At 52.6% G+C, this 24392-nt stretch carries 18 protein-coding genes; 7 read left to right on the top strand and 11 right to left on the bottom strand.

The window, feature by feature from the left end; genetic code table 11:
* Positions 1–261 precede the first annotated feature (261 nt).
* The 4 genes from M3090_RS00650 to M3090_RS00635 form a co-directional block, all read right to left on the bottom strand.
* Complete coding sequence (locus M3090_RS00650; RefSeq protein ID WP_249053466.1) at positions 262–1482, bottom strand: ABC transporter permease; 1221 nt, start codon at positions 1480–1482, stop codon at positions 262–264.
* A gap of 238 nt (positions 1483–1720) precedes the next feature.
* The gene (locus M3090_RS00645; protein WP_249053465.1) at positions 1721–2467 is read right to left on the bottom strand and encodes an ABC transporter ATP-binding protein; all 747 of its coding nucleotides are present in this window, start codon (positions 2465–2467) and stop codon (positions 1721–1723) included.
* A gap of 228 nt (positions 2468–2695) precedes the next feature.
* Positions 2696–3919 carry an efflux RND transporter periplasmic adaptor subunit gene (locus tag M3090_RS00640; protein ID WP_249053464.1) on the bottom strand — a complete coding sequence of 408 codons (1224 nt, stop codon included), beginning with the start codon at positions 3917–3919 and terminating at the stop codon, positions 2696–2698.
* A gap of 205 nt (positions 3920–4124) precedes the next feature.
* Positions 4125–5501, bottom strand: coding sequence for a TolC family protein (locus tag M3090_RS00635; protein ID WP_249053463.1), 1377 nt, complete (start codon positions 5499–5501; stop codon positions 4125–4127).
* Positions 5502–5844: 343 nt separating this feature from the next.
* On the opposite strand from M3090_RS00635, the gene M3090_RS00630 reads away from it, so the two are divergent.
* From M3090_RS00630 to M3090_RS00620, 3 genes are read left to right on the top strand one after another with little or no spacing between them, the layout of a single operon-like run.
* Positions 5845–6069: a DUF4492 domain-containing protein gene (locus tag M3090_RS00630; protein WP_249053462.1), complete on the top strand. Its 225-nt coding sequence runs from the start codon at positions 5845–5847 to the stop codon at positions 6067–6069.
* Positions 6070–6111: 42 nt separating this feature from the next.
* Positions 6112–7662 (top strand): cytochrome ubiquinol oxidase subunit I, encoded by a 1551-nt coding sequence (locus tag M3090_RS00625; protein WP_249053461.1) that lies wholly within the window; start codon positions 6112–6114, stop codon positions 7660–7662.
* A gap of 40 nt (positions 7663–7702) precedes the next feature.
* Positions 7703–8848, top strand: coding sequence for a cytochrome d ubiquinol oxidase subunit II (locus M3090_RS00620; protein WP_249053460.1), 1146 nt, complete (start codon positions 7703–7705; stop codon positions 8846–8848).
* Between the two features lie 71 nt (positions 8849–8919).
* Here M3090_RS00620 and M3090_RS00615 read toward each other — a convergent pair whose 3' ends face one another.
* A complete protein-coding gene (locus tag M3090_RS00615; protein ID WP_249053459.1) occupies positions 8920–9603 on the bottom strand; it encodes an OmpA family protein in 684 nt (227 codons plus the stop codon).
* Positions 9604–9937: 334 nt separating this feature from the next.
* Here M3090_RS00615 and M3090_RS00610 point away from each other — a divergent pair, with 334 nt between their 5' ends.
* Together M3090_RS00610 and M3090_RS00600 are read left to right on the top strand one after the other, a co-directional pair.
* Positions 9938–12145, top strand: a complete 2208-nt coding sequence (locus M3090_RS00610; protein WP_249053458.1) for an alpha-galactosidase — start codon at positions 9938–9940, stop codon at positions 12143–12145.
* Positions 12146–12498: 353 nt separating this feature from the next.
* On the top strand, positions 12499–14727 hold the full coding sequence (locus M3090_RS00600) for an alpha-galactosidase (protein WP_249053457.1): 2229 nt from the start codon (positions 12499–12501) through the stop codon (positions 14725–14727).
* Positions 14728–14886: 159 nt separating this feature from the next.
* Here M3090_RS00600 and nudC read toward each other — a convergent pair whose 3' ends face one another.
* The 6 genes from nudC to M3090_RS00570 form a co-directional block, all read right to left on the bottom strand.
* Entirely contained in the window at positions 14887–15660 is a 774-nt protein-coding gene (nudC, locus tag M3090_RS00595; RefSeq protein WP_249053456.1) for an NAD(+) diphosphatase, read from the bottom strand.
* A gap of 4 nt (positions 15661–15664) precedes the next feature.
* Positions 15665–16105: a ribose 5-phosphate isomerase B gene (rpiB, locus tag M3090_RS00590; protein ID WP_249053455.1), complete on the bottom strand. Its 441-nt coding sequence runs from the start codon at positions 16103–16105 to the stop codon at positions 15665–15667.
* A 90-nt stretch (positions 16106–16195) separates the two neighbouring features.
* The gene (locus M3090_RS00585) at positions 16196–18205 is read right to left on the bottom strand and encodes a transketolase family protein (RefSeq protein WP_249053454.1); all 2010 of its coding nucleotides are present in this window, start codon (positions 18203–18205) and stop codon (positions 16196–16198) included.
* Positions 18206–18471: 266 nt separating this feature from the next.
* The gene (gene galK, locus M3090_RS00580; RefSeq protein ID WP_249053453.1) at positions 18472–19626 is read right to left on the bottom strand and encodes a galactokinase; all 1155 of its coding nucleotides are present in this window, start codon (positions 19624–19626) and stop codon (positions 18472–18474) included.
* Positions 19627–19654: 28 nt separating this feature from the next.
* A complete protein-coding gene (locus M3090_RS00575; protein WP_249053452.1) occupies positions 19655–20995 on the bottom strand; it encodes an MFS transporter in 1341 nt (446 codons plus the stop codon).
* A gap of 38 nt (positions 20996–21033) precedes the next feature.
* Positions 21034–22140: an aldose epimerase family protein gene (locus tag M3090_RS00570; protein ID WP_249053451.1), complete on the bottom strand. Its 1107-nt coding sequence runs from the start codon at positions 22138–22140 to the stop codon at positions 21034–21036.
* Between the two features lie 236 nt (positions 22141–22376).
* Between M3090_RS00570 and M3090_RS00565 the strand changes: the two genes are divergently transcribed.
* Both M3090_RS00565 and M3090_RS00560 read left to right on the top strand, forming a co-directional pair.
* Entirely contained in the window at positions 22377–23348 is a 972-nt protein-coding gene (locus M3090_RS00565) for a type I phosphomannose isomerase catalytic subunit (RefSeq protein ID WP_249053450.1), read from the top strand.
* A 309-nt stretch (positions 23349–23657) separates the two neighbouring features.
* The gene (locus M3090_RS00560; protein WP_249053449.1) at positions 23658–24263 is read left to right on the top strand and encodes an RNA polymerase sigma-70 factor; all 606 of its coding nucleotides are present in this window, start codon (positions 23658–23660) and stop codon (positions 24261–24263) included.
* Positions 24264–24392: the final 129 nt, after the last annotated feature.

The following is a 24392-nucleotide window of genomic DNA, read 5'->3' as shown; positions in this document are numbered from 1 at the left end:
TACGAGCTATGAGCTACGAGTGATAAGCTACAAGCTACGAGTTCAGTAATGAACCGTGGGGTTAGCTACGGGCTACAAGTATGTGGTATCTGTCATTCTGAGCGGAGCCCGTAGGGCGTAGTCGAAGAATCTCCCTATGGCTCCTGTCCCTTGGGTGTGCCGGAAGGAGATGTTTCGACTCCGGCTTCGCCTCCGCTCAACATGACAGCACACACTCTTGTTACTCATAAACCTGTTATTCGTAACTTGTAGTTTGTAGCTTTATTCATATCGTATGGCCTCAATCGGGTCGAGGTCGGCGGCTTTCTTGGCGGGATACCAGCCGAAGAACACGCCCGTGACGGTGCAGACGGCAAAGGACAGGAACACGCTCCACGGCTGGATGTAGATGGGCCAGTGGGCCACGTTCTTCACAATGAACGATGCGCCGCATCCGATGAGCACGCCTATCAGTCCGCCTGTGATGCTGATGAGGATGGCTTCGATGAGGAACTGGGCCAGGATGTCGATGCCCCGTGCGCCGACGGACATGCGCAGGCCGATTTCGCGGGTGCGCTCGGTGACGGAGACGTACATGATATTCATGATGCCGATGCCGCCCACCACGAGCGAGATGCCGGCGATGCAGGCCAGCAGTGTGGTCATCAGGTCGGTGGTGCTGTTCAGCATCGAGCTGAGTTCCTGCTGCGAGCGGATGGTGAAGTCGTCTTCATCTGAGGACAGGAGCTTGTGGTTGCGGCGCAGGATGGTGGTGATTTCGTCCGTGGCATAATCCGTCATGTCTTCGCTGAGAGCGGAGGCGAAGATGCCTTCCAGATAGGTTTGGGCCAGCAGGCGCTTCATCACCGTGGTGTAGGGGGCGAGGACGATGTCGTCCTGGTCCATGCCCATGGAGTTGTAGCCTTTGGCCTTGAGGATGCCCACCACGCGGAAGGGCACCTGGTTGAAGCGGATGACTTTGCCGATGGGGTCTTGCCCGTCGGGGAAGAGGTTGTCGACGATGGTCTGTCCGATGACGCAGACTTTGGCCGAGACCTGTATGTCGGCTTCGGTGAACATCTCGCCTTGCTCGACAGAGAGTTGGCGGATTTCGAGGTATTCCGTGCCCACGCCGTTGATGCTGGAGGGGTAGTTGTTGTTGCCGGCGATGAGCTGTCCGCTGCTGGAGACGTTGGGGCTGACGGCGGCCAGGAAGTTGGTCTCGTCGCGCAGGGCTTCGTAGTCCGTCAGCTTGAGTGTCTGCATCTCGGTGGGGTCCATGCGGACGCCGCCGCGGCGTTCGCCGCCGGGGTGTATCATGATGATGTTCGAGCCCATCTCCGAAATCTGGGCCTGGATGCTCTTCTTCGAGCCTTGGCCGATGGCGAGCATGGTGATGACCGAGGCCACGCCGATGATGATGCCAAGCATCGTGAGGAAGGCGCGCAGCTTGTTGTTGGCCAGGGCGCGCAGGGCTATCTTGAATAAGTTGGTTCCGTTCATAAGATATTATAAATAATGAAGAATTAAGAATGAAGAATGATGAATGGGGAATGACGAACGAGTGCTGTCGCCGCTGTCATTCTGAGCGGAGGCGGAGCCGGAGTCGAAGAATCTCCCTTGGGGCCTTGCCTGTTCGTGCGCGTAGTGAGATCCTTCGGCTGCGCCCTGCGGGCTCCGCTCAGGATGACCGTGCGTGCGGGTGACATTCTTCATTCCTCATTCTCCATTCTTCATTAAATTAGTCGTCGTCGTTCTTCGGCAGCGCGGCCAGTGCCTCGGCGGCCGAGAGGATGCGGGGATTCTCCTTGTCTTCGATGACGTGGCCGTCGCGCAGGCGGATGTTGCGGCTGCTGTATTGGGCGATGTCGGGGTTGTGGGTGACGAAGATGATGGTGCGTCCCTCGCGGTGCAGCTCTTGGAAGAGGACGAGTATCTCGAAGGACGTGCGCGTGTCCAGGTTGCCCGTGGCCTCGTCGGCCAGGATGACGGCGGGGTCGTTGACCAGGGCGCGGGCGATGGCCACGCGCTGCATCTGTCCGCCGGACATCTGGTTGGACTTGTGCTCCAGGCGGTCGCCCAGGCCGACGGCCACGAGGGCGTCGATGGCGCGGCGGCGGCGTTCGGCGGCGCTGACCGAGGGGTTGTACATCAGGGGCAGTTCGACGTTCTCTACGGCCGTGGTTTTCGGCAGCAGGTTGTAGTTTTGGAAGACGAAGCCGATTTTGCGGTTGCGCAGCACGGCGCGCTGGGGCTTCGACATGGTGCGCACGCTGGTGCCGTCCAGCAGGTATTCGCCGCTGGTGGGGGTGTCGAGGCAGCCCAGCGTGTTGAGCAGGGTCGATTTGCCCGAGCCCGAGGTGCCCATGATGGTGACGAACTCGCCCTCGTGGATGGAGAACGACACGCCGCGCAAGGCGTGCACCGTCTCGTCGCCCACTTGGAAGTCGCGGCGGATGTCGTGAAGTTCGATGACTGTTTTGCTCATATATATAATAATGTGTAATGAAGAATGATGAATGAGGAACGGGGATTTGGCCTGTTTTCTCAATATTTATTACTTGATTGAAAATGCGCCATATTGTCGTTGAAAATGCGCCATAGTCCCGTTAAAAATGCGTCAAGGCGCATTTTCAACTCCGTCAAGGCGCGTTTATAACTGCGTCAAGGCGCATTTTTAACTGCGTCGGGTCGCATTTTCAACTGCGTGCGGGCATCAGTCTTTTTTCTCCTTTTTCTCCTTGTCGCTTCCCGGAGGGCCGGGCATGAAGGGGCTGCGTTCGCCGCTCGTCTGGATCTCGGCCTTGGCAGCGGTGCCTCCGAACTCGGCGTCGGCCACGACGGTCGTGCCCTCGCCGATGCCGCCCAGGATTTCCGTGTAGGTGCCGTTCGAGATGCCCGTCTCGACGGCGTGGGCGGTGAAGGTGTTGCCCTCGCGTGTCCACAGCTTATGCTCGCCCTCGCAGTCGTTCACCACCGCATCCGCTCCCACGATGGGCCCGGCGGGCGTGAAGCGCAGCGCCTTGCTGGGCACGGCCAGCACGCCGGGCTTGTCCACGGTGTAGATGTTGATGTTGGCCGTCAGGCGCGGCTTCAGCTTCAGGTCGGGGTTGGGGGCGGAGATGACCACCTCGTATGTCACCACCGTGCTGCTGCTGGACGACGTCGACGAGGCGTCGCTCGACTCGCCCAGACGCACCTGCGTCACCTGCCCGGCGAAGGTCTGCCCGGGGTAGGCGTCGACGGTGAACTCCACGCGCTGCCCTTCCTCCACGCCGCCTATGTCGGCCTCGTCCACGTCGGCCACTACCTGCATCTGCGTCAGGTCGGCGGCAATGGTGAACAGCGTCGGGGTCTCAAAGCCCGAGGCCACGGTCTGTCCCTCTTCCACGTCCTTGCTGATGACCACGCCGTCGATGGGCGCGGTGATGGTGGCGTACGACAGGTTGCGCTCGGCTTTCTCCAAGGCGGCCCGGCTGCTGTCGAAGGTGCTCTTCGAGCGGCGGTAGTCGTAGAGGCTTTGCTCGTAGTCGGTGTCGCTGATGAGTTTCTTGTCGTGCAGGCCCTTGTTGCGGTTGTAGAGGCTCTCCTGGTATTCATACTCGGCCTTGGCGCCGTCATACGTGGCCTGTGCCGAAGCCAGGTCGCTCTCCAGCGTCACCTTGTCCATCTCGGCGATGAGCTGTCCCTGCTTCACCACGCTGTTGTAGTCCACGTAAATCTTGTCGATGATGCCGCTCACCTGCGTGCCCACCTCGACCTCGGTGACGGGTTCGATGCTTCCCGTGGCGGTGACGAAGTCGGCAATGTCCTGCCGGCCCACCACGGCGGTCTCGTACTTCACCTCCTGTTTCTTGGCTCCGCCGGACAATGCCCAGACGGCCACGCCTGCCACCACGATGACGGCGGCGGCGCTGAGGATGATTTTCTTCTTGTTCATATTCGGTATGCTTAAAGATTATATTATGAGTTAGTTTGCGGAGCAAGCGGCGTGCCTTCCCGTTGTATCTGTCATCCTGAGCGGAGCGTAGCGTAGTCGAAGGATCTCCTTCTGTTTTTCTATTTCCGTCTGGAGATGTTTCGACTCCGGCCTCCGGCCTTCGCTCAACATGACAGATTCTGTCGCGTCGTCCGCATCTTTTTGGTTACAATTTCATGATTTCCCCCTGATAGAAGCGCAGCAGCCCGGCGTTGAGCAGGGCCATGTATTTGGCCTGCAGCAGCGATTGCTGGGCGTTGAGCAGGTTGTTCTTCTCCGTCAGCAGCTCCACGGTGTTCTTCATGCCCAGGCTGAATTGCTCGCTGACGAGGTCGTAGCTGGTCTGCGAGCTTTTCACCTGTTGCAAGGCTGCCTCGTACTGTTGCTGGGCGCTGCGGGCGTCGAGCCAGTAGTTCTCGATGGTGCGGTACAGTTCCTTCTGGCTGTCCAGCAGGTCCAGTTGGCTGGTCTGCTTCTGCAGCTTGGCCTTGTTGACGGCGCTCTTGGTCTGTCTTTGGTTAAAGATGGGGATGCTCAGCGTTACGCCCAGCGAGTTGTTCCAGTTCTGTTTGATTTGCTCCGAGAAGCTGAAGTCGCTGCCGTTAGCGTTCGTGCTGCCGATGCCTGCCGAGAGGCTGATGCTGGGGATGTAGCCTGCGCGTGCCACCTTGATGCCCAGGTCGGCCGCTTCGATGTTCAGCCGTCCCGATTCAATCTCCGGGCGCAGGGCCAGGGCCGTGCGGTAGACGTCGTCCTTCAGGGGCAGGGGGTTGAGTACGTCGGTGTTGTCCAGCTCGGGCATGTCCAGTTGCATCTCGTAGTCGCCGTCCAGTTCCAGCAGTTGCTTCAGTTGCAGGCGGTAGTCTTGCAGCGTGGCTTGGGCGGTCACCACCTGGTAGTTGTCGTTGCTCACCTGTGCCTCCAGTTGGGCCAGGTCGGCGGCGGAGAGGCTGCCTGCGTCATACAGTTGCTTGCCCCGTTCGAAGGTGGCGCGGCTCACCTCGAGCGTGCCCTCGTTCACCTTCACTGCCTCGGCGGCGTAGAGTATCTGCATGTAGAGTTGCATGATGCTTTCCTGAATGGAGTTTTCGCTCTCGGCAATGGTCAGCTCGGCGATACGGCTGTTCAGCTTCTGTTGCTTGATGCCGTTCACGCGGCTTCCGCCGTTGAAGAGTGTCCAGTTGGCGTCTATGCCGTAGCTGCCGTTGTACGACGTCTTGCTTTGGCTTGTCGTGATGTTGTCGCCGCTGATGATGGTGCCGTTGTCCGTGTTCGGGCGGTTCACGATGCGCTGGCTCACGTTTCCGCTCAGGCTGGGGAACCACTCGGCCTTGGCCGTCTTCAGGTCTTCTTCTGTGCTTTGTGCGCTGATGCGGTTGCGCTGGATGGTGATGTTGTGTTGCAGGGCGTAGTCGATGCACGTCTGCAAGTCCCACCGTGCGGGCAGGCTGTCGGCTGCCGTTGTTGTGGCGTCCTGGGCCCACAGGGCTGTGCAGCCCAGGGCGCAACAAGCGGTCGCAATCAATCTTCTTACCTTTTTCATATCTTTGCTTATACTTGGTGATTCATGTTGCAAAATACGCCAATGTCCGTTTGGATTACAAAAGGATTGGACGTTGTGCCGCTTTTTATCGTCTGTTTCCGGTTTTCTGTCGACAAGTGCAAGTCCGTGCGCGGTTTTTCCCGAAGTTTGCAGCCGTTTTGTTTGGCAGATAACCAAAGGAACGATATATTTGTAATCGTTATAAACAGCGGATGCTTTCCCCGTGCTTTAACGCAGGCTGTTCCGTGCATGAACGATGGCTGTTCCGTGCGTGAACGATGGCTGTTCCGGAGATGGGCGCAGGGAGGCAGTCTTCTGCATGATAACCGTTAAACCTATGTGTATGATACAAACCGTGACAAACATCTGGCGCTTCTACCGCGACGGCTTCCGCGCAATGACGTGGGGGCGTGTGCTGTGGGCCATTATCTTGCTGAAACTGTTCATCATGTTCGTCATTCTGAAACTGTTCTTTTTCCCCGACTTTATCCGGGAATCGTCCGGCGGGTTGGACGAAGATGACTTCGTGAGCCGCGAACTGATAGAGCGCAGGGTGCCGGGTAATTGACGACTTCTCATTCAAACATTCACAACTAAAAACTGATTCATAATGGTAGAACACATTGACACCTCTCTGATTGACTGGTCGCGGGCGCAGTTTGCCCTGACGGCCATTTATCACTGGATTTTCGTACCGCTGACCTTAGGCCTGGCGGTGATTATGGGCCTGATGGAGACCATCTACTACCGTACAGGCAACGAGTTCTGGAAACGGACGGCTCGCTTCTGGATGAAACTTTTCGGCATTAACTTTGCCATCGGCGTGGCCACGGGCCTCATTCTGGAGTTTGAGTTTGGAACCAACTGGAGCAACTATTCGTGGTTCGTGGGCGACATTTTCGGCGCACCGTTGGCCATCGAGGGCATCCTGGCTTTCTTTATGGAGGCGACGTTCATAGCCGTGATGTTTTTCGGGTGGAACAAAGTCAGCAAAGGTTTCCACCTGGCTTCCACGTGGCTGACGGGCTTGGGCGCCACCATCTCCGCCTGGTGGATTCTGGTGGCCAACGCCTGGATGCAGTATCCCGTGGGCATGGAGTTCAACCCCGACACCGCCCGCAATGAAATGGTCGACTTTCTGGCCGTGGCCACTTCACCGATGGCCGTCAACAAGTTTTTCCATACCGTTCTTTCGGGCTGGGTGCTGGGTGCCATCTTTGTGGTAGGCGTCAGTTGCTGGTATTTGTGGAAGAAGCGCGACAAGCAGTTCTCTCTGGCCAGTGTCAAGGTCGCTGCATGGGTAGGCCTGGTGGCTGCCGTGCTTTCCGCCTGGACGGGCGACGGCTCTGCCTATCAGGTGGCGCAGAAACAGCCCATGAAGCTGGCCGCCATGGAAGGCTTCTACGAAGGTCAGGAAGGGGCAGGCCTGGTGGCCTTCGGCATCTTGAACCCGCAGAAGCAGGCACCTGATGACGGGGTAGACCCTTTCTTGATGCGCATCGAGATTCCCAAGATGCTCTCTTTGCTGGGCGAGCGTGACGCCAATGCCTTCGTGCCCGGCATCAACGACCTGTTGAACGGGGGATATAAGCTGAAAGACGGTTCCACGGCTCTCTCTGCCGAAGAGAAGATTGCACGCGGACAGGTGGCCATCACTGCCTTTGCCGACTATCGCACTGCCAAGGCCGAAGGCGACGAGGTCAAAGCGCAGGAAGCCGCCCGGGTGCTGAAAGAGAATATGCCTTACTTTGGTTATGGTTACGTCAAGAATGTCAACGAGCTGGTGCCCGACGTGCCATTGACGTTCTACATGTTCCGCATCATGGTGATGCTGGGCGGATATTTCATCCTGTTTTTCCTTGTCGTGCTGTTCCTTGTTTATAAGCGCGATCTCTCGAAGATGCGCTGGATGCATCTGGTGGCCATGTGGACCATCCCCTTGGGATATATCGCCGGACAGGCCGGTTGGGCTGTGGCCGAATGTGGCCGCCAGCCGTGGGCCATTCAGGACATGCTGCCCGTGTCTGCCGCCATCTCCAAGCTGGAGGTCGGTTCCGTGCAGACCACCTTCTTCCTTTTCCTGCTGCTTTTCACCGTTCTGCTCATCGCCGAGATTGGCATTATGCTGAAAGCCATCCGGAAAGGTGTGGAGCACAATTAATAATTAACAATTGACTATTAACCATTGAACATTATCGTTTATGAGCTATAGTTTTCTTCAACACTATTGGTGGTTTATCGTTTCCCTGCTGGGAGCGATTCTGGTATTCCTGCTTTTCGTGCAGGGAGGCAACTCTCTCTTGTATTGCCTGGGCAAGACCGAGCAGCAACGCAAACTGATTATGAACTCCACGGGGCGCAAGTGGGAGTTCACGTTCACTACGCTTGTCACCTTTGGCGGAGGCTTCTTCGCTTCGTTTCCCTTGTTTTACAGCACCAGCTTCGGCGGAGCGTACTGGTTGTGGATGATTATCCTCTTCACCTTCGTGCTCCAGGCCGTCAGCTACGAGTTCCAGTCGAAGGCGGGCAATCTGCTGGGACAGAAGACCTACCGCGCTTTCCTGATTCTGAATGGAGTGGTAGGTCCCATCCTGCTGGGCGGTGCCGTGGCCACGTTCTTCACCGGCTCGGCTTTCTATGTGGACAAAGGCAATCTGACAGAAGCCATGCCCGTCATCAGCCATTGGGCCAACAACTGGCACGGGCTGGATGCGCTGGGCAATGTGTGGAACGTCATCCTCGGCCTGGCCGTCTTCTTCCTGTCCCGCATCCTCGGCGCACTCTATTTCATTAATAATATAGACGAGCCCGACCTCGTGGCCCGCAGCCGTCGGACGTTGTGGGGCAACACGGCATTGTTCCTCGTGTTCTTCCTGGCTTTCCTGGTGCGCACACTGGTGGCAGACGGCTTTGCGGTGAATCCGGAGACGGGCGAGATTTACATGGAACCGTATAAGTACCTGAACAACTTCCTAGCCATGCCGCTTGTGCTCATCGTCTTCCTTTTAGGCGTGGTAGGCGTGCTGTGGGGTATCGTCCGCACGTTGTGGAAGCCCGCGTTCGACAAGGGCATCTGGTTTGCAGGCATCGGCACAGTGCTGACGGTACTGGCCCTGTTGCTCGTGGCCGGATACAATAACACGGCCTATTATCCTTCCAACGTGGATTTGCAAAGCTCGCTGACGTTGACCAACAGTTGTTCCAGTGAGTTTACGTTGAAGACAATGGCCTACGTTTCCATCCTTGTGCCGTTTGTGCTGGCGTACATCATCTACGCCTGGCGCAGCATCAACAACCGGAAGATGGATGTAAAGGAGTTGGAAGAGAAGGGCGAACACGCCTATTAAACTCCTGTTGGTACAGTAAAAGAAAAAGGCGCGGATTCCGCGCCTTTTTTCGTATGTTTTGGGGATGAAGTTCAGCTCTGCGCCTCGGCCTGCTGAATCATCTCTTCGCTGGCATACATATAGATCTCTACGCGGCGGTTCTCGGCAGCCGTTTTGGTCTCGTCGTATTCATCGTAGGCCACGCCTTTCACTTCCTTAAACTGTTTAGGTGATACGCCGCAGTCCTGCAAGTAGTTCTCCACGTTGTAGGCGCGTTCTTTCGAGAACTTCAGGTTCACTTCATACGTGCCGGCTTTGTCCGTATGGCCGATGATGGCGATGTCCGTCGTGGGGTCTTCGCGCAAGATTTCGGCCAGTTCGCGCAGGGCAGCCTTTGCCTCGTTGCTCAAGGCGGTGGAGTTGAAGTCGAACAGCACGTTGTCGCCAAAGGTCACCTTCACGGCTGCCAGTCCGTTGTTGTCCGTCACCTGTTCCACCTGCGCCTCTTCGATTTGGGCGGCCGCTGCGGCCTTCTTGTCCATCTTCTTGCCGATGATGACGCCCGCACCTGTACCTACCGCCGCCCCGATGGCCGCTCCGATGCCCGCACCCTTGCCTTTGCCTATCAGCCCGCCGATGATGGCCCCGGCCGTTGCACCCGAACCGCCGCCGATGATGCCACCTTTGGCCGTATTGTTCATGTTGTTAAATGTGCCGCAGCCCGCCAGCAGCAGACAGCTGCACAGGCTCAATGCCGTAAGTTTCATCTTGTCCATAGTTCTTTCTGTTTAAAGTTCATGTTGCAAAAGTAACACTCGCCGCCCGAAGATGGTTGCCTCCGCCGCGTTTTTTAGGGAATTTTGCCTATTTCTCCCGACCTTTCTCACCTAATGACCTTAGAACGTCCTATCTAATGACTTTAGAACTCCCGTTCTAACAACCTTAGACCCCCCGTTCTAAGGTCCTTAGAAATCGGCTGCCCGGCAGGGACCCGTGGACGAAGATTGTCACATAGATATCAGAAAAAGATAAAATCCTATCAATCTGTCTGGCCGAAAAAGCGTACATTTGCATCTGTAAGATTACCTAACTAAAAAAGAACTGAAAACCATGAATCTGAAGAAACAAGTGGCATCCCTTGCCGGGATGTGCCTTCTGGCAGGCGGATTGTTTGCCCAGAACGTGTGTGTATCCACCCCGCATACTTCGTTGTTGCTGAAAGCACCGGAGGGGGGTGAAGTGAGATTTTTATATTATGGTCAGAAACTGACAGAGGCCGATCTGAAAACTTACGAGGAAGATTGGGGAATGGATGCAGCTTATCCGGCTTACGGCTTGAACTGCATCACGGAGACGGCCATCAGCGTACAGCACCCTGACGGGAACTTGTCGCTGCAACTGGCGGTGGTAGACGTGGCTTCGTGGACGGATGATGTGTCCACCAAAACTGTCATCCGACTGAAAGACAAGGTCTACCCCTTCCATGTCAACCTTTGCTACCGTGCCTACAAGGATGTGGATGTCATCGAGGCATGGACGGAGATTGTCAACGGCGAGAAGAAGCCTGTCGTGCTGAACCAGTTTGCGTCGGCTTATCTACCTATTCGCCGCGGACAGGTGTGGCTCAGCCATTTGCACGGGTCGTGGGCTAACGAAGGGCTGTTGGTGCAGGAACCGCTGACGCCGGGCATGAAGGTTATCAAGAACAAAGACGGCGTACGCAATTCGCACACCGATCATGCCGAGGTGATGTTCTCGCTGGACGGGCAACCGCGTGAGAACGAAGGTCGGGTCATCGGTGCGGCACTGTGCTATGGCGGTAATTATAAGTTGCGTGTGGAGACGCACGATAATGACCTGCACCGGTTCTTTGCCGGTATCAACGAAGAGAACTCGGCCTATACACTGGAGAAAGGCGAAACGTTTGTTACACCACCTTTGGCACTGACGTACAGCCAGGAGGGACTAAGCGGGGCCAGCCGCAACTTCCACCGTTGGGGGCGTACCTATAAGCTGGCCAACGGTGACAAACTGCGCAAGATTCTGCTGAACAGTTGGGAAGGCGTCTACTTCGATATCAATCAGGAGGGTATGGACCAGATGATGGCCGACATCGCGGCGATGGGCGGTGAGCTATTCGTGATGGACGACGGATGGTTCGGCGGCAAGTACCAGCGCAACAACGATTCTTCTTCTTTGGGTGACTGGGTGGTGGACACGCGCAAACTGCCCGAAGGCATCGAAGGACTCTTGGCCGATGCCAAGAAGCACGGCATCAAGTTTGGCATCTGGATTGAGCCGGAGATGACGAACAGCAAGAGCGAACTGTATGAAAAACATCCCGATTGGATTGTGAAAGCGCCGCAGCGCGATGCTGTACAGGGACGAGGAGGCACGCAGCTTGTGCTTGACCTGGGCAACCCCGAGGTGCAGGACTTCGTGTTCGGCGTGGTGGACGACCTGATGACCAAATATCCGGAGATTGATTACATCAAGTGGGATGCCAATATGTCTATCATGAACCACGGCTCGCAGTACTTGCCTGCCGATCGCCAGAGTCATCTGTATATCGAGTATCATCGCGGGCTGGAGAAGGTGTGCCAGCGCATCCGTGCCAAGTATCCCGACCTCACCATACAAGCTTGTGCCAGTGGCGGCGGCCGTGCCAACTGGGGCATCTTGCCCTATTTCGACGAGTTCTGGGTGAGCGACAATACCGACGCCCTGCAACGCGTCTACATGCAGTGGGGCACGTCATACTTCTTCCCCGCCATCGCCATGGCCTCGCACATCAGCGCGACGCCCAATCACCAGACTTTCCGCAACATCCCGCTGAAGTATCGCATCGACGTGGCCATGAGCGGCCGCCTGGGCATGGAGATACAGCCCAAGAACATGACGGACGAGGAGAAGGCGCTGTGCAAGCAGGCCATTGCCGAGTATAAGACCATCCGTCCCATCGTGCAGCAAGGCGACATCTACCGTTTGCTCTCGCCTTACGACAAGCAGGGTGCCGCTTCGCTGATGTATGTCACTCCCGAAAAGGATAAGGCTGTCTTTTATTGGTGGAAGACCGAACATTTCGTCAATCAGCATTTGCCACGCGTGCCGATGGCAGGCCTTCAGGCCGATAAGCTCTATCGCATACACGAGTTGAACCGCATCGACAATGAACCTCTTCCTTTCGAAGGTAAGATTTTCAGCGGTGCTTATCTCATGGCCAATGGCTTGGAAATCCCCTATAATCACAAGGTAGATTATCACAAGCAGAGTGATTACGCCAGCCGCGTACTCTATCTGGAGGCTGTGGAAGATTAAGAAATACGGATATTTATTGTTTTTCATGATAAAAAGGGAGCAGGCAGGTGCCCGTGAGGGTATCTGCCTGCAATATTTTTAGCTGCCGGGTGTCAGTATGTTTTCATGATGGGAGCTCGCTGTTCGGTCGGTGTACCACAGACCGGACAGAAGCGGCTGTGACGGTTCCACCAGAGGATTTTAATGGCCTTAGAATTCACGCCCCGTGGCAGTCGTCTGTCCCTGCTCCGGGAGGGGCATCGGGGGTGAAAATGATAAATAGGTATCATAAAAAGATAAAATCCTATCAATTTATGTCCGGAAAGGCTTATTTTTGCGTTGTAATATTACCTAATTAAAAATTATTGAAAACCATGAACTTAAAAAAACTAATGACATCCCTCGCCGGGATGTGCCTGCTGGCAGGCGGGCTGCTTGCCCAAAACGTGTGTGTATCCACCCCAAACACCTCCTTGCTGCTCAAAGCGCCCAAGGGCGGAGAACTCAGAATCCTCTATTATGGCCAGAAACTGACCGATGCTGACCTAAAAACGTTTGAAGCCGATTGGGGCATGGATGCCGCCTATCCGGCTTACGGCCAGGACTGGAACTGTATGAAGGAGACTGCCATTGCCGTGAAACATCCCGACGGGAATCTGACGTTACAACTGGTTGTTGACGAAGTGCTTACGACCGATACCGATCATGCTACTGAAACTTGCATACGTCTGAAGGATAAACTCTATCCTTTCTATGTCAACCTCTGCTATCGTGCTTATAACGATGTGGATATCATCGAAGCCTGGACCGAAATCACCAACTGCGAGAAGAAACCCGTCGTGCTCAACCAGTTTGCGTCGGCCTACCTCCCTATTCGTCGCGGGGATGTGTGGCTGAGTCATCTTTACGGTTCTTGGGCCAACGAAGGCCAACTGGTTCAGGAACCCTTGATGCCGGGTGCAACCGTCGTTATCAAAGACAAAGACGGTGTGCGCAACTCCCACGCAGCCCATGCCGAAGTGATGTTCTCGCTGGACGGCCGCCCGCGTGAAAACGAAGGCCGTGTCATCGGCGCCGCCCTCTGCTACGGAGGCAACTACAAGTTGCGTGTTGAGACGTACGACAATGATTTCCACGATTTCCACGGCTTTTTTGCCGGCATCAACGAAGAAAACTCGGCTTATACCTTGGAGAAGGACGAAACCTTCGTCACTCCGGTTCTGGCTTTGACGTACAGCAACGAAGGCTTGAGTGGGGCCAGCCGTAACTTCCATCGTTGGGGCCGCGAATACAAACTGGCTAATGGTGACAAGTTGCGTAAAATCCTGCTGAACAGTTGGGAAGCTGTCTACTTCGATTTCAATCAGGAAATCATGGACCAAATGATGGCCGACATCGCAGAGATGGGTGGAGAACTTTTCGTGATGGATGACGGATGGTTCGGTGGGAAATACAAACGCAATACGGATAATTGCGCGTTAGGCGATTGGGTGGTAAATACCGAAAAACTGCCCGAAGGTATCGAAGGCCTGCTGGCCGATGCCAAGAAACATGGCATTAAGTTCGGTATCTGGATTGAACCGGAGATGACCAATACAATCAGCGAACTCTACGAAAAACATCCTGATTGGGTTTTGGAAGAACCGCACCGTGGAATCCTGCCAGGAGGACGAGGAGGCACGCAATTGGTACTCGACTTGAGCAATCCCGAAGTGCAGGATTTTGTCTTCGGGGTGGTGGACAACCTGATGACCAAATATCCGGAAATTGACTACATCAAGTGGGACGCCAATATGTCCATTACGAACCATGGCTCGCAATATCTGCCTGCTGACCGTCAGAGCCACCTGTACATCGAATACCACCGCGGGCTGGAGAAAGTCTGCCAGCGCATCCGTGCCAAATATCCAAACCTGACCATGCAGGCCTGTGCCAGTGGGGGCGGACGTGCCAATTGGGGCATATTGCCTTACTTCGACGAGTTCTGGGCGAGTGACAACACCGATGCTTTGCAACGCGTCTATATGCAATGGGGCACTTCTTATTTCTTCCCTGCTATCGCCATGGCTTCCCACATCGGTGGTGTACCCAATCAACTAACGTTCCGCGTCATTCCCTTGAAATACCGCATCGATGTGGCCATGAGTGGACGCTTGGGCTTGGAGATCCAACCCAAGAACATGACCGACGAAGAAAAAGCGTTGTGCAAGCAGGCTATATCCGAATACAAGATTATTCGTCCGGTGGTGCAACAAGGTGATATTTACCGTCTGCTTTCTCCGTATGACAAATTGGGTGCTGCTTCATTGATGTATGTCAGTCCAACGAAAGACAAAGCAGTCTTTTATTGGTGGAAGACAGAGCATTTTATGAATCAACATTTGCCCCGTGTGCCGATGGCTGGACTGGATGCCAACAAACTGTATAAAGTGCACGAATTGAACCGCATTGATAACGAACCGCTCTCCTGCGAGGGAAAAGTTTACAGTGGTGCTTATCTGATGGCTAATGGTTTGGAGCTGCCTTACAATCATAAAGTGGATTATCAGAAACAGAGTGATTACGCCAGCCGCGTACTCTATCTGGAGGCTGTGGAAGATTAAGAAGTACGGATATTATTGTTTTTCATGCTAAAAAGGGAGCAGGCAGGTGCCCGTGAGGGTATTGCCTGTTCCCTTTTTAGCTGCCAGTTGTCAGTATAAAAGTTTCCGGCGTGTGTCAAAACCATGTGGACGTTTGCTGATTTTGTTCGTGCGGTGGAGTTAAGGACGTTCTTTCAGCCAATGGTCGATGAGGCGTCGGGCGATGCTTAGTTTTTGTGGCAGTTCGGGCAAATGGTCGCGGTGATAGAAAGCGCCGGCACTCAGTTCATCGTCTTGCAGTTTGATGGTGCCGCTGGCATAGTCAGCGGTGAATCCTACCATGAGTCCGCTGGGATAGGGCCAGGATTGGCTGTCGAAATAGGTGATGTTGTCGATTTGCAGCCCTGTCTCTTCATGTACTTCACGGCGGACGCATTGTTCCAGTGTCTCACCGGGTTCCAGAAAGCCGGCTACAAGTCCGTAGAACGTACCCCGGAAGTTGCGCGCATGTACCAGTAATACTTCGTCGCGGCCACGGCGTATGAGGACAATAATGGCTGTTGAGATAGGCGGATAAATTTCATAGCCGCAGGCGGGGCATTTTTTCATGATGGGAGCTCGCTGTTCGGTCGGTGTACCACAGACCGGACAGAAGCGGCTGTGGCGGTCCCACCAGAGGATTTGGAAAGCTTTGCCCGCTGCTTTATACTCGCTGATAGGCAAGTAGTCAAACGAAGCCCGTAGGCCGGTCATTTGCCAATCTGCACCTTCGTTCACCTCATGGTCGATAGCAAGCGTGCGGATGGTGTTACCATTGGGCAGCAATACCTCGTGCGAGGGGAGGGGACGGTCTGCCAGGTCCTTGGGTAGTTCGCTTTCGTCGGGAATGCGGCAACGGTGTTCTCCGGCCTTCCTCAGCAGGAGGCGGTCATTGTAGAAAACGTAGGTTTGCATGGAGTTATTTTCGTGTCACAGGTATTTTCTGTACCCTTCGCAGGTGCCGTCCGCCTTCGAAACTTGTGTTGAAGAATGCCTCCATGATGGCATCTGCCTGTTCGTTTGTGATGAAACGGCCGGGCATGGCCAATACGTTTGCATCGTTATGCCGACGTGACAAGGCTGCCAGTTCGGGAGCCCAGCACAAGGCGCAGCGTATGCCTTGATGCTTGTTGAGGGTGATGCTGATGCCTTGTCCACTGCCGCAGATGGCAATACCCGGGTAACATTCGCCTGCCTCGATGGCTTCAGCCAAGGGGTGTGCATAGTCTGGATAGTCGCAGCTCTCTTCGCTGTAAGTGCCAAAGTCCTTGTAGGGCCATCCTTTTGCTTCGAGCCATTGTTTGACGTGTTGCTTCAAGGCGAAGCCTGCATGGTCGGAGCAGAGTCCAATGATTTTCATGCTGGATGATGTAGGATTAATGTAAAGGCTACGGGTTTCCGGCTGCAATTGCTTGCCGTCCGATATGACCCGTAGCCACTGATAGAGTAATTATAACATAGATTTAACCTGCTTGTATATATTTTCTGCCGTGAAGCCCAGTTTCTCATCCAGTACCTTGTACGGAGCTGAGAAGCCGAAAGAGGGCAGCCCCCATATCTTGCCTTGGGAGCCTACGAGCCCTTCCAGGGTAACGGGCAATCCTGCGGTCAGACCGAATACTTTGGCATTGTGTGGCAGGATGCTTTCTTGATAGTCGGTTGGTTGGGTACGGAACAACCCTTCCGAGGGAACTGACAGAATGCGTACTTTCACTCCGTCTTTGCGGAGCAGTTCGGCACCGGCTACCAACGTTGCTACTTCCGAGCCGGAGGCCAGGAGGATGACATCCGGATTTTCATCTGAGCCGGCCACGATGTAAGCGCCCTTGGCTGCCTGTTTATAGTCTGTGCCTTCGGGCAAGTTGTTGATGTTCTGGCGGGAGAAGATGAGACCTGTCGGCGTGGTCGTATTCTCCATGGCCAGACGCCAGGCTTCTGTGGTCTCTTCTGCGTCTGCCGGGCGGAGTACCAGCATGGAGTTGTGCCCTTTGTGGTTTTGCAGTTTTTCCATCAGTCGGATTTGGGCTTCCTGTTCCACCGGCTCATGGGTAGGACCGTCTTCACCTACGCGGAAAGCATCGTGTGTCCAGATGAATTTGACGGGAACTTCCATCAAAGCGGCCATACGGATTGCCGGCTTCATGTAGTCGGAGAATACGAAGAATGTACCGCAAGCCGGGATGACTCCACCATGCAGGGCCATGCCAATGCAGCAGCAGGCCATGGTCAGCTCGGCTACACCAGCCTGGAAGAAAGCGCCGGTAAAGTCGCCTTTGGTGAAAGCGTGCGTTTTTTTCAGGAAACCGTCGGTCTTGTCAGAGTTGGAGAGGTCGGCCGAAGCGACAATCATGTTTTCTACTTGCGTGGCCAATACGCCGAGCACAGTAGCCGATGCGGTACGTGTAGCCGAATTCGGCTTCTGTTGTACGGCACTCCAGTCGATTTGTGGAGCTTTGCCCGAGAAGAACAAGTCCAGTTTTGCGGCTTTTTCGGGGTTGGCCTTGGCCCATTCGGCTTTGATGGCATATTGCTTGGCTACCAGCTCTTTCAATTCGGCAGCTCGTTTTGCATATAGTTCAGCTACTTCTGGGAAAATGACAAACGGATTTTCCGGGTCTCCGCCCAGGTTTTTGATGGTGTTGATGTAAGCATCCCCACCGAGTGGTGCGCCGTGTGTGGCGCAGCAAGCTTCATAGCTGCTGCCATCTGCGCGACGTGCTCCTTTGCCCATGATGGTATGGCCGATGATGAGTGTCGGGCGTTCAGTTTCAGCCTTGGCTTCATTCAAGGCGCTGCGGATGGCATCGGGGTCATTTCCGTTGATTGTGATTGTTTTCCAGCCCCATGCCTCATATTTCTTGGCTGTGTCTTCACATGTTACATCTTTGGTCTTTGTGGAAAGCTGTATGTCGTTGGCGTCGTAGAACATGATGAGGTTGTCCAAACCCAGCGTTCCGGCGATACGGCCGGCACCTTGTGAAATTTCTTCCTGTATGCCACCGTCAGAGATATAGGCATAAATGGTCTGTGGCATGACTTCGGGGAAGCGGGCTTTCAGGAATTTAGCGGCAATGGCAGCACCTACGGCAAAGGTATGTCCTTGTCCCAGCGGGCCTGATGTGTTTTCAATGCCGCGCATGACATCCCGTTCCGGATGGCCGGGTGTCGGGCTGCCCCATTGGCGGAATTGTTGCAATTCGTCCAAGGTGAATTTACCTGTCAGTGCCAATGTGGAATAGAGCATCGGCGACATGTGCCCTGGGTCGAGGAAGAAACGGTCACGGGCTTCCCACGTCGGATTTTCAGGGTCGTATACCAAAAACTCAGAGAAGAGCACATTGATGAAATCAGCACCTCCCATGGCACCGCCCGGGTGTCCGGAGTTTGCTTTTTCAACCATCGAAGCAGCAAGTATGCGGATGTTGTCTGCTGCGCGGGTCATAAGTTTACTGTCATTCATATCTGTCAAAGGTTGATGAATATTTGATTTCCCTATAATATATAAGTCACTTTTCTTTGCTGCAAAGATAGGCGTTTATGGCTAATAATCTTTCAAAAAAAGTTTCTTTTCTTGGGTCGGAATGTTTCATGGAAGTAAAATATACTCTTCATGTCAGCTAAAAGCGGAAATAGCTGGATATAAAAAGAGCGGATTCAACATGCCTCTTCCTACGGAAGTTTCTGCCGAATCCGCTTTGTGCGTGAATGGAATGCATTAAAATCCACTTATTCCAACCTGCGGGCACCGTCACTAATGACGACATCGTAGATTTTAGGATTCCGGTTGAACTTCTTTCTAAATTCTTCTTTGGCCTTTTCGATAAAGGTGCCATACAACTCTTCTTTAACAAGGTTGATGGTACAACCGCCGAAGCCGCCGCCCATGACACGCGAACCCGTAACACCGCAATCGAAAGCCAGGTCGTTCAAGAAGTCGAGCTCTTCGCAGCTTACTTCGTACAGTTTGCTCATGCCGTAGTGCGTTTCATACATCTTTTGGCCGACTGTTTCATAGTCGTTCTTTTCCAAGGCATCGCATACATCCAATACACGTTGGATCTCTTCAATCACGTATTCAGCACGTTTGTAGTCTTCTTCGCTGATTTCAGCCTGTGCCTCCTGCAACATTTCCATGGTGCAATCGCGTAAGAATTCCACATGTGGATGTCTCTTCTGAATGGCAGCCACCACCGTCTCGCAGCTTTGGCGGCGCTTGTTGTAAGCCGATGAAGCCAATTCATGCTTAACCACCGAATCAACCAGCACCAAGCGGTAACCCTTTGGCTCAAAATGATAATACTGATATTCCAAAGACCGGCAGTCCAAGCGGATAAGGCTGTTCTTTTTGCCGAATACAGAAGCAAACTGGTCCATGATGCCACAGTTTACGCCACAGTAATTGTGCTCTGTAGCTTGTCCGACCTTCGCCAATTCGAACTTGTCTATTTTGTTTTCGCCAAACAAATCATTCAATGCATAAGCATAGGTGCTCTCCAATGCTGCCGAAGAAGACATGCCTGCTCCCAGAGGAACGTCTCCGGAGAAAGCCGTATTGAATCCTTTTACGTCTACACCCCGTTTGATCATTTCGCGGCATACGCCGAAAATGTACCGTGCCCAACTGGCCCGTGGAGCATCTTCTTCTTTCAAGCCAAACTCAACATAATCTTTCAGGTCGATGGAATAAGCCTTTACTACATCTGTCCCATTGGGTTTGATTTCGGCAATCATTCCCTTGTCAATGGCACCGGGAAAGACAAAGCCACCATTATAATCCGTATGTTCACCGATGAGGTTGATTCGTCCCGGAGCGGCATATATAGCTCCTGTAGTTCCATCAAAATGTTTGATGAAACGACTTCTTACGTGTTCTATATCCATATCATTTATGTATTAAAGATGACCAAACTCAATCAACAGGAATGTCCTTGTTAACATTCTTGCATCCTATCAGACTGTAGTAAAGCAGATAAGCCAACAAAATGATGATGAGCCAATAGCTTGGCATATAGCCTGCTGCATCCGAAATGAACTGCTGTACCAGCGGGAAGATGCCGCCGCCTACTACCATCATCATAAACAAGCCCGAAGCTTGTGCTGTATACTTACCCAGGCCTTCAACAGCCAGATTGAAAATACCACCCCACATGACTGACGTACACAAACCGCACAACACCAGGAACAAGGCACTTGCCGGCACTTGAGCAATTTGGAAACCTTCGCCTACTGTGTAGCCAGGCATGGAAACTGTGACAGTTTTGGGGATGAAAATAGCAATCAATATAAAGCAGATAGCCACCGACGAAGCAACAATCAATTGCGTGCGGCTGGCTACCTTACCGCTGATGGCACTACTTGCCAGACGTCCTACCAGCATAAGCAACCAATACATGGCAGCAATGGCACCTCCGATGGCTGCGCCATTAGCCGTCAGGCCTGCGCCCTTGTCACTCGCATCAGCCAGATAGAAGTTCAACGTTCCCGGGATACCGATTTCAATGCCCACATATACAAAAATACCAAAAATTCCCAATACCGTATGGCGGAAATTCCAGGGGCTGTATTCGAACTTTTCTTTCTTCTGGGGACCTTTTTTCAAGTGAGGTTCAGGAATGCTGACGCAGGCAATAATCAGGAATGCCACTACAAACACGCCCATAGCGATGAACAACAGCGGAGTGACATCAGACATGGCTGTCTTGTCGGTTACGGTACCAATCAGTGCACCCACAAACAACGGAGTCAGCGTACCTGCCAATGAGTTCAACGCACCACCCGTTTGGATGAGTTGGTTACCACGGTTTCCGCCTCCTCCCAGCAGGTTCAACATAGGGTTGACCACTGTATTCAGCATACATACGCAGAAACCGCAGATGAAAGCTCCTAACAGGTAGATGATGAAGTTCAGTTTAATAATATAATCACCCATGGTGAATACACCGGTTTCTGCCCCGCAGAAGCTGGAAAGATATTGAGTGAACAAACCAATGAAACCTACTGCCATAGCGATAAGGGCAGTCTTTTTATAGCCGATTTTAACGAGCATGTTACCGGCCGGGATACCCATGAACAGATAAGCCAGGAAGTTCATCATGTTACCCATCATTCCCAGTGTGTTTGCACCGGCATACTCGTTTTTCCAAATCGTGCCAAAGGGAGCGGCCAAATTGGTTACGAAGGAAATCATTGCAAACAGGAAACACATTGCAATGATAGCAATAAGGTTTCCGTTTTTCTTTTCTTGTGTCATAGTTTTTTTAGTAATTACAGATTTATAAATTTAGTTTATTATTCATTTTCTCCTTGTATTCCAAATTTGTAGACCGTGATTTGTTGATATTCATCGCCCGGCAACAGTACGGCAGACGGGAAATGAGCCTTGTTAGGGGTATCCGGGAAGCATTGGGCCTCAAAGCAGACTGCACTGCGCGCCGGGAATGTAGCGCCATGGCTGCCTGCAAATCCGTTCAGCCAATTACCCGTATAGAGCTGCACGCCTCCCTCCGTCGTATAAACTTCCATCATACGTCCGCTCGAAGGACACAGACAAGTCGCTGCCAGCTCCAATGCACCACGCTCACCTTTATTCAGTACGTAACAGTGGTCATATCCTGCTCCGTTTTTCAACTGTTCAAAGGTATCATCTATCCGTTCGCCCAATGCATGGGGTGTCCGGAAGTCCATGGGAGTACCTTCCACTTTCAGAATCTCTCCCGTGGGGATAGAAACCTCGTCTATGGGAACATAAAAATCAGCGTTGATAGTTACAATGTGGTCTAATGCGGTAGGGGTGGGATTGGCGATGCCCGCCAAGTTGAAAAATCCGTGGTTTGTCAGGTTGACGACGGTAGCTTTGTCTGTCGTGGCTCTGTATTCGATGGCCAGTGCATTTATTTCGTCTTCCAGCCGATAAGTAACTTCCACTTCCAGTTTGCCGGGAAAACCCTCTTCGCCGTCAGCCGAAGTATAATTGAATATGACGGTTGTCGGCGTCGGCTGTACAGCATCCCATACGCGGGCGTGGAATCCTGTCGGCCCTCCGTGCAGTGAGTTGGGTCCATTGTTGATTGCCAACTGGTGCTCTTCGCCATACAAGGTGAACTTGCCTTTGGCAATACGGTTGCCATACCGGCCGATGATGGTGCTTAAGAAAGGCTCCGGGCTGTTGATGACATGCTCGATGCTGTCATGTCCCAGAATAACATTGCCATAATGGCCGTTCTTATCTGGAACCATAATCGAAAGCAGCGCACATCCATAGTTCGTGACAGCCACTTCCATGCCTTTGGCATTCCTTAATATATATAAATCGGTTTTTTCCCCATTTATGTCTTTTTGAAAATCTTGCCTTTTCAGGCCCGACAAATTGTGTTCTGTTGTAGCAGTGTTTGTCATATCATGGTAGTTTAAATTAATTTTCTTGCAAATAAAGAGAATTTCTTTTGTTCTCCCAAGTAATTGGTAGAAAATATAAGAAGCTTTTTAGGAAAGTTTAGCGTTTGGGAAAATCTTCTTTTCCCGGTTGTCTTCTTTTATTTCTTTATCCAAATTTTGATAGACTACTTATTTTTTTGTATGTTTGCCCCCATAATCAATGTAAATCACATTATTAAAGATTTTATTAAAAACAAATGTATCCTTTAAAGTTTGAGCCTATCTTAAAGCAAACGCTTTGGGGAGGCGACAAGATTATCCCGTTCAAACATCTGAATGAATCTCTCCAGAACGTGGGAGAAAGTTGGGAAGTATCTGCAGTAGAAGGCAGTGAGTCCGTGGTTGCCAACGGTCCTGACAAGGGATTGACCTTGCCCGAAATGGTGCGCAAGTACAAAGAAGAATTGGTGGGTGAGGCCAATTATGCCCGTTTTGGCGAAAAGTTCCCCTTGCTCATCAAGTTTATCGATGCCAAGCTGGATCTTTCCATCCAGGTGCATCCCGACGACGCATTGGCCAAGCAACGCCACAACAGCTTTGGAAAAAATGAAATGTGGTATGTCATCGCTGCCGACAAGGGCGCAAAGCTCATCTCTGGTTTTGCCAAGGAAATCACACCCAAAGAATATAAGGAACGCGTGCACGACGGAACTTTTGCTGAAGTATTGCAGACTTGCAACATACAGCCCGGCGATGTCTTTTATGTTCCTGCGGGACGCGTGCATGGCATAGGTGCAGGAGCTTTTGTAGCCGAGATACAGCAGACTTCTGACATTACCTACCGTATCTTCGATTATAACCGTAAAGACAAAAACGGCAAAACGCGTGAATTGCATACCGCACAGGCCGTAGACGCCATCAATTTTTCCGATGTGCAAGATGACTTCCGCACTGCCTATGACCACGTTCAAAACGAACCCGTCGAAGTGGTAGCATGTCCTTATTTTACAACCTCCGTATATGACATGACAGAGGAAATCTCTTGCGATTATTCGGAACTCGACTCTTTTGTCATCTTCATCTGTGTCGAAGGCTCCTGCCGCTTGATAGACAATGAGAAGAACGAAATTTCTTTGCAAGCCGGAGAAACCGTACTCTTGCCTGCCACAGTGCAAGAAGTCACTATTGTACCGGAGAAGGCAGTGAAACTGCTCGAGACTTATGTATAAGAGACTTGTGGAATGTTTCCCCCTGTTTCCCGCTTCTTTTCTTGACTGTATGAAAGAAAGAGGAGCGTAAAAGTCAGAGCATTCTTTTCAAGGCGCGGGTTACACGGCTTTAGCAGATTATGCTGTGGTCATTTATCTGCATCATCCGTGAAATCTGCGCCTGATTAATGTCCTCTCCGGCGGGAATAGACTGGTGGTAGCATGCTTCCTTTTGGCTTTTTGTAAGAGAAAAGTATATCTCATCCTTTTTTTTAATACCTTTGTAATGTCAAAGCCATACCTTTGTGGCCAAAAGCATACAGTAAAACCATGTATTCAGTAGAAACTCTTGCAGATGAACGCTCATTGGTTCTTCGTCTGATAGACGGAGATGAGGATGCTTTCTGCGAATTGTATGCAGCCTACAAAGAGCGGTTGCTCTATTTCGCCATGCGTTTCCTGAAGTCTAAAGAATATGCAGAAGACATCTTTCAGGACACGTTTGCTGTCATCTGGCAAGGCCGCCGTTTTATCGACCCCGATGCTTCTTTTTCTGCCTATGTGCATACCATTGTGCGCAACCGCATCCTCAACCAGCTTCGCACTTTTGAACAGCAAGAACGCCTGCGCGAACATATCCTTTCGCAAGCGGTGGATTACAGCAATGACACGAAGCAGGAAATCCTGTTCAACGACCTGCGCCGCCTCATTGCCCAAGCTTTGCAGTTGCTGACGCCCCGCCAGCGCGAAATCTTTGAGATGAGTCGTGAAAGACAGTTGTCACACAAGGAGATAGCCGAGCAACTGGGCATTTCCGTCTATACAGTGCAGGAATCCATCTCTACTTCACTAAAGACCCTTCGCGAGTACCTCCGTAAGAATGCCGTGATAAGCGTAGATGCCATTCTGCTTCTTGTTTGCCTGAATGTGTTATAAAAAAAGTTAACGAGACCCCTGTCTTTCCTTCTTCGCGTGTACTTTGATAAATAAGATTCGCGCAATAAGAGCTTGCTCAAAAAAAGAGATTTGTCATGTTGGATGGAATATCGTCTGAACGTTCTACTC

The organism is Bacteroides sp. ET71, from assembly GCF_023336905.1.
Taxonomy (GTDB): Bacteria; Bacteroidota; Bacteroidia; order Bacteroidales; family Bacteroidaceae; genus Bacteroides.
This window is presented reverse-complemented; position numbering and strand designations above follow the sequence as displayed.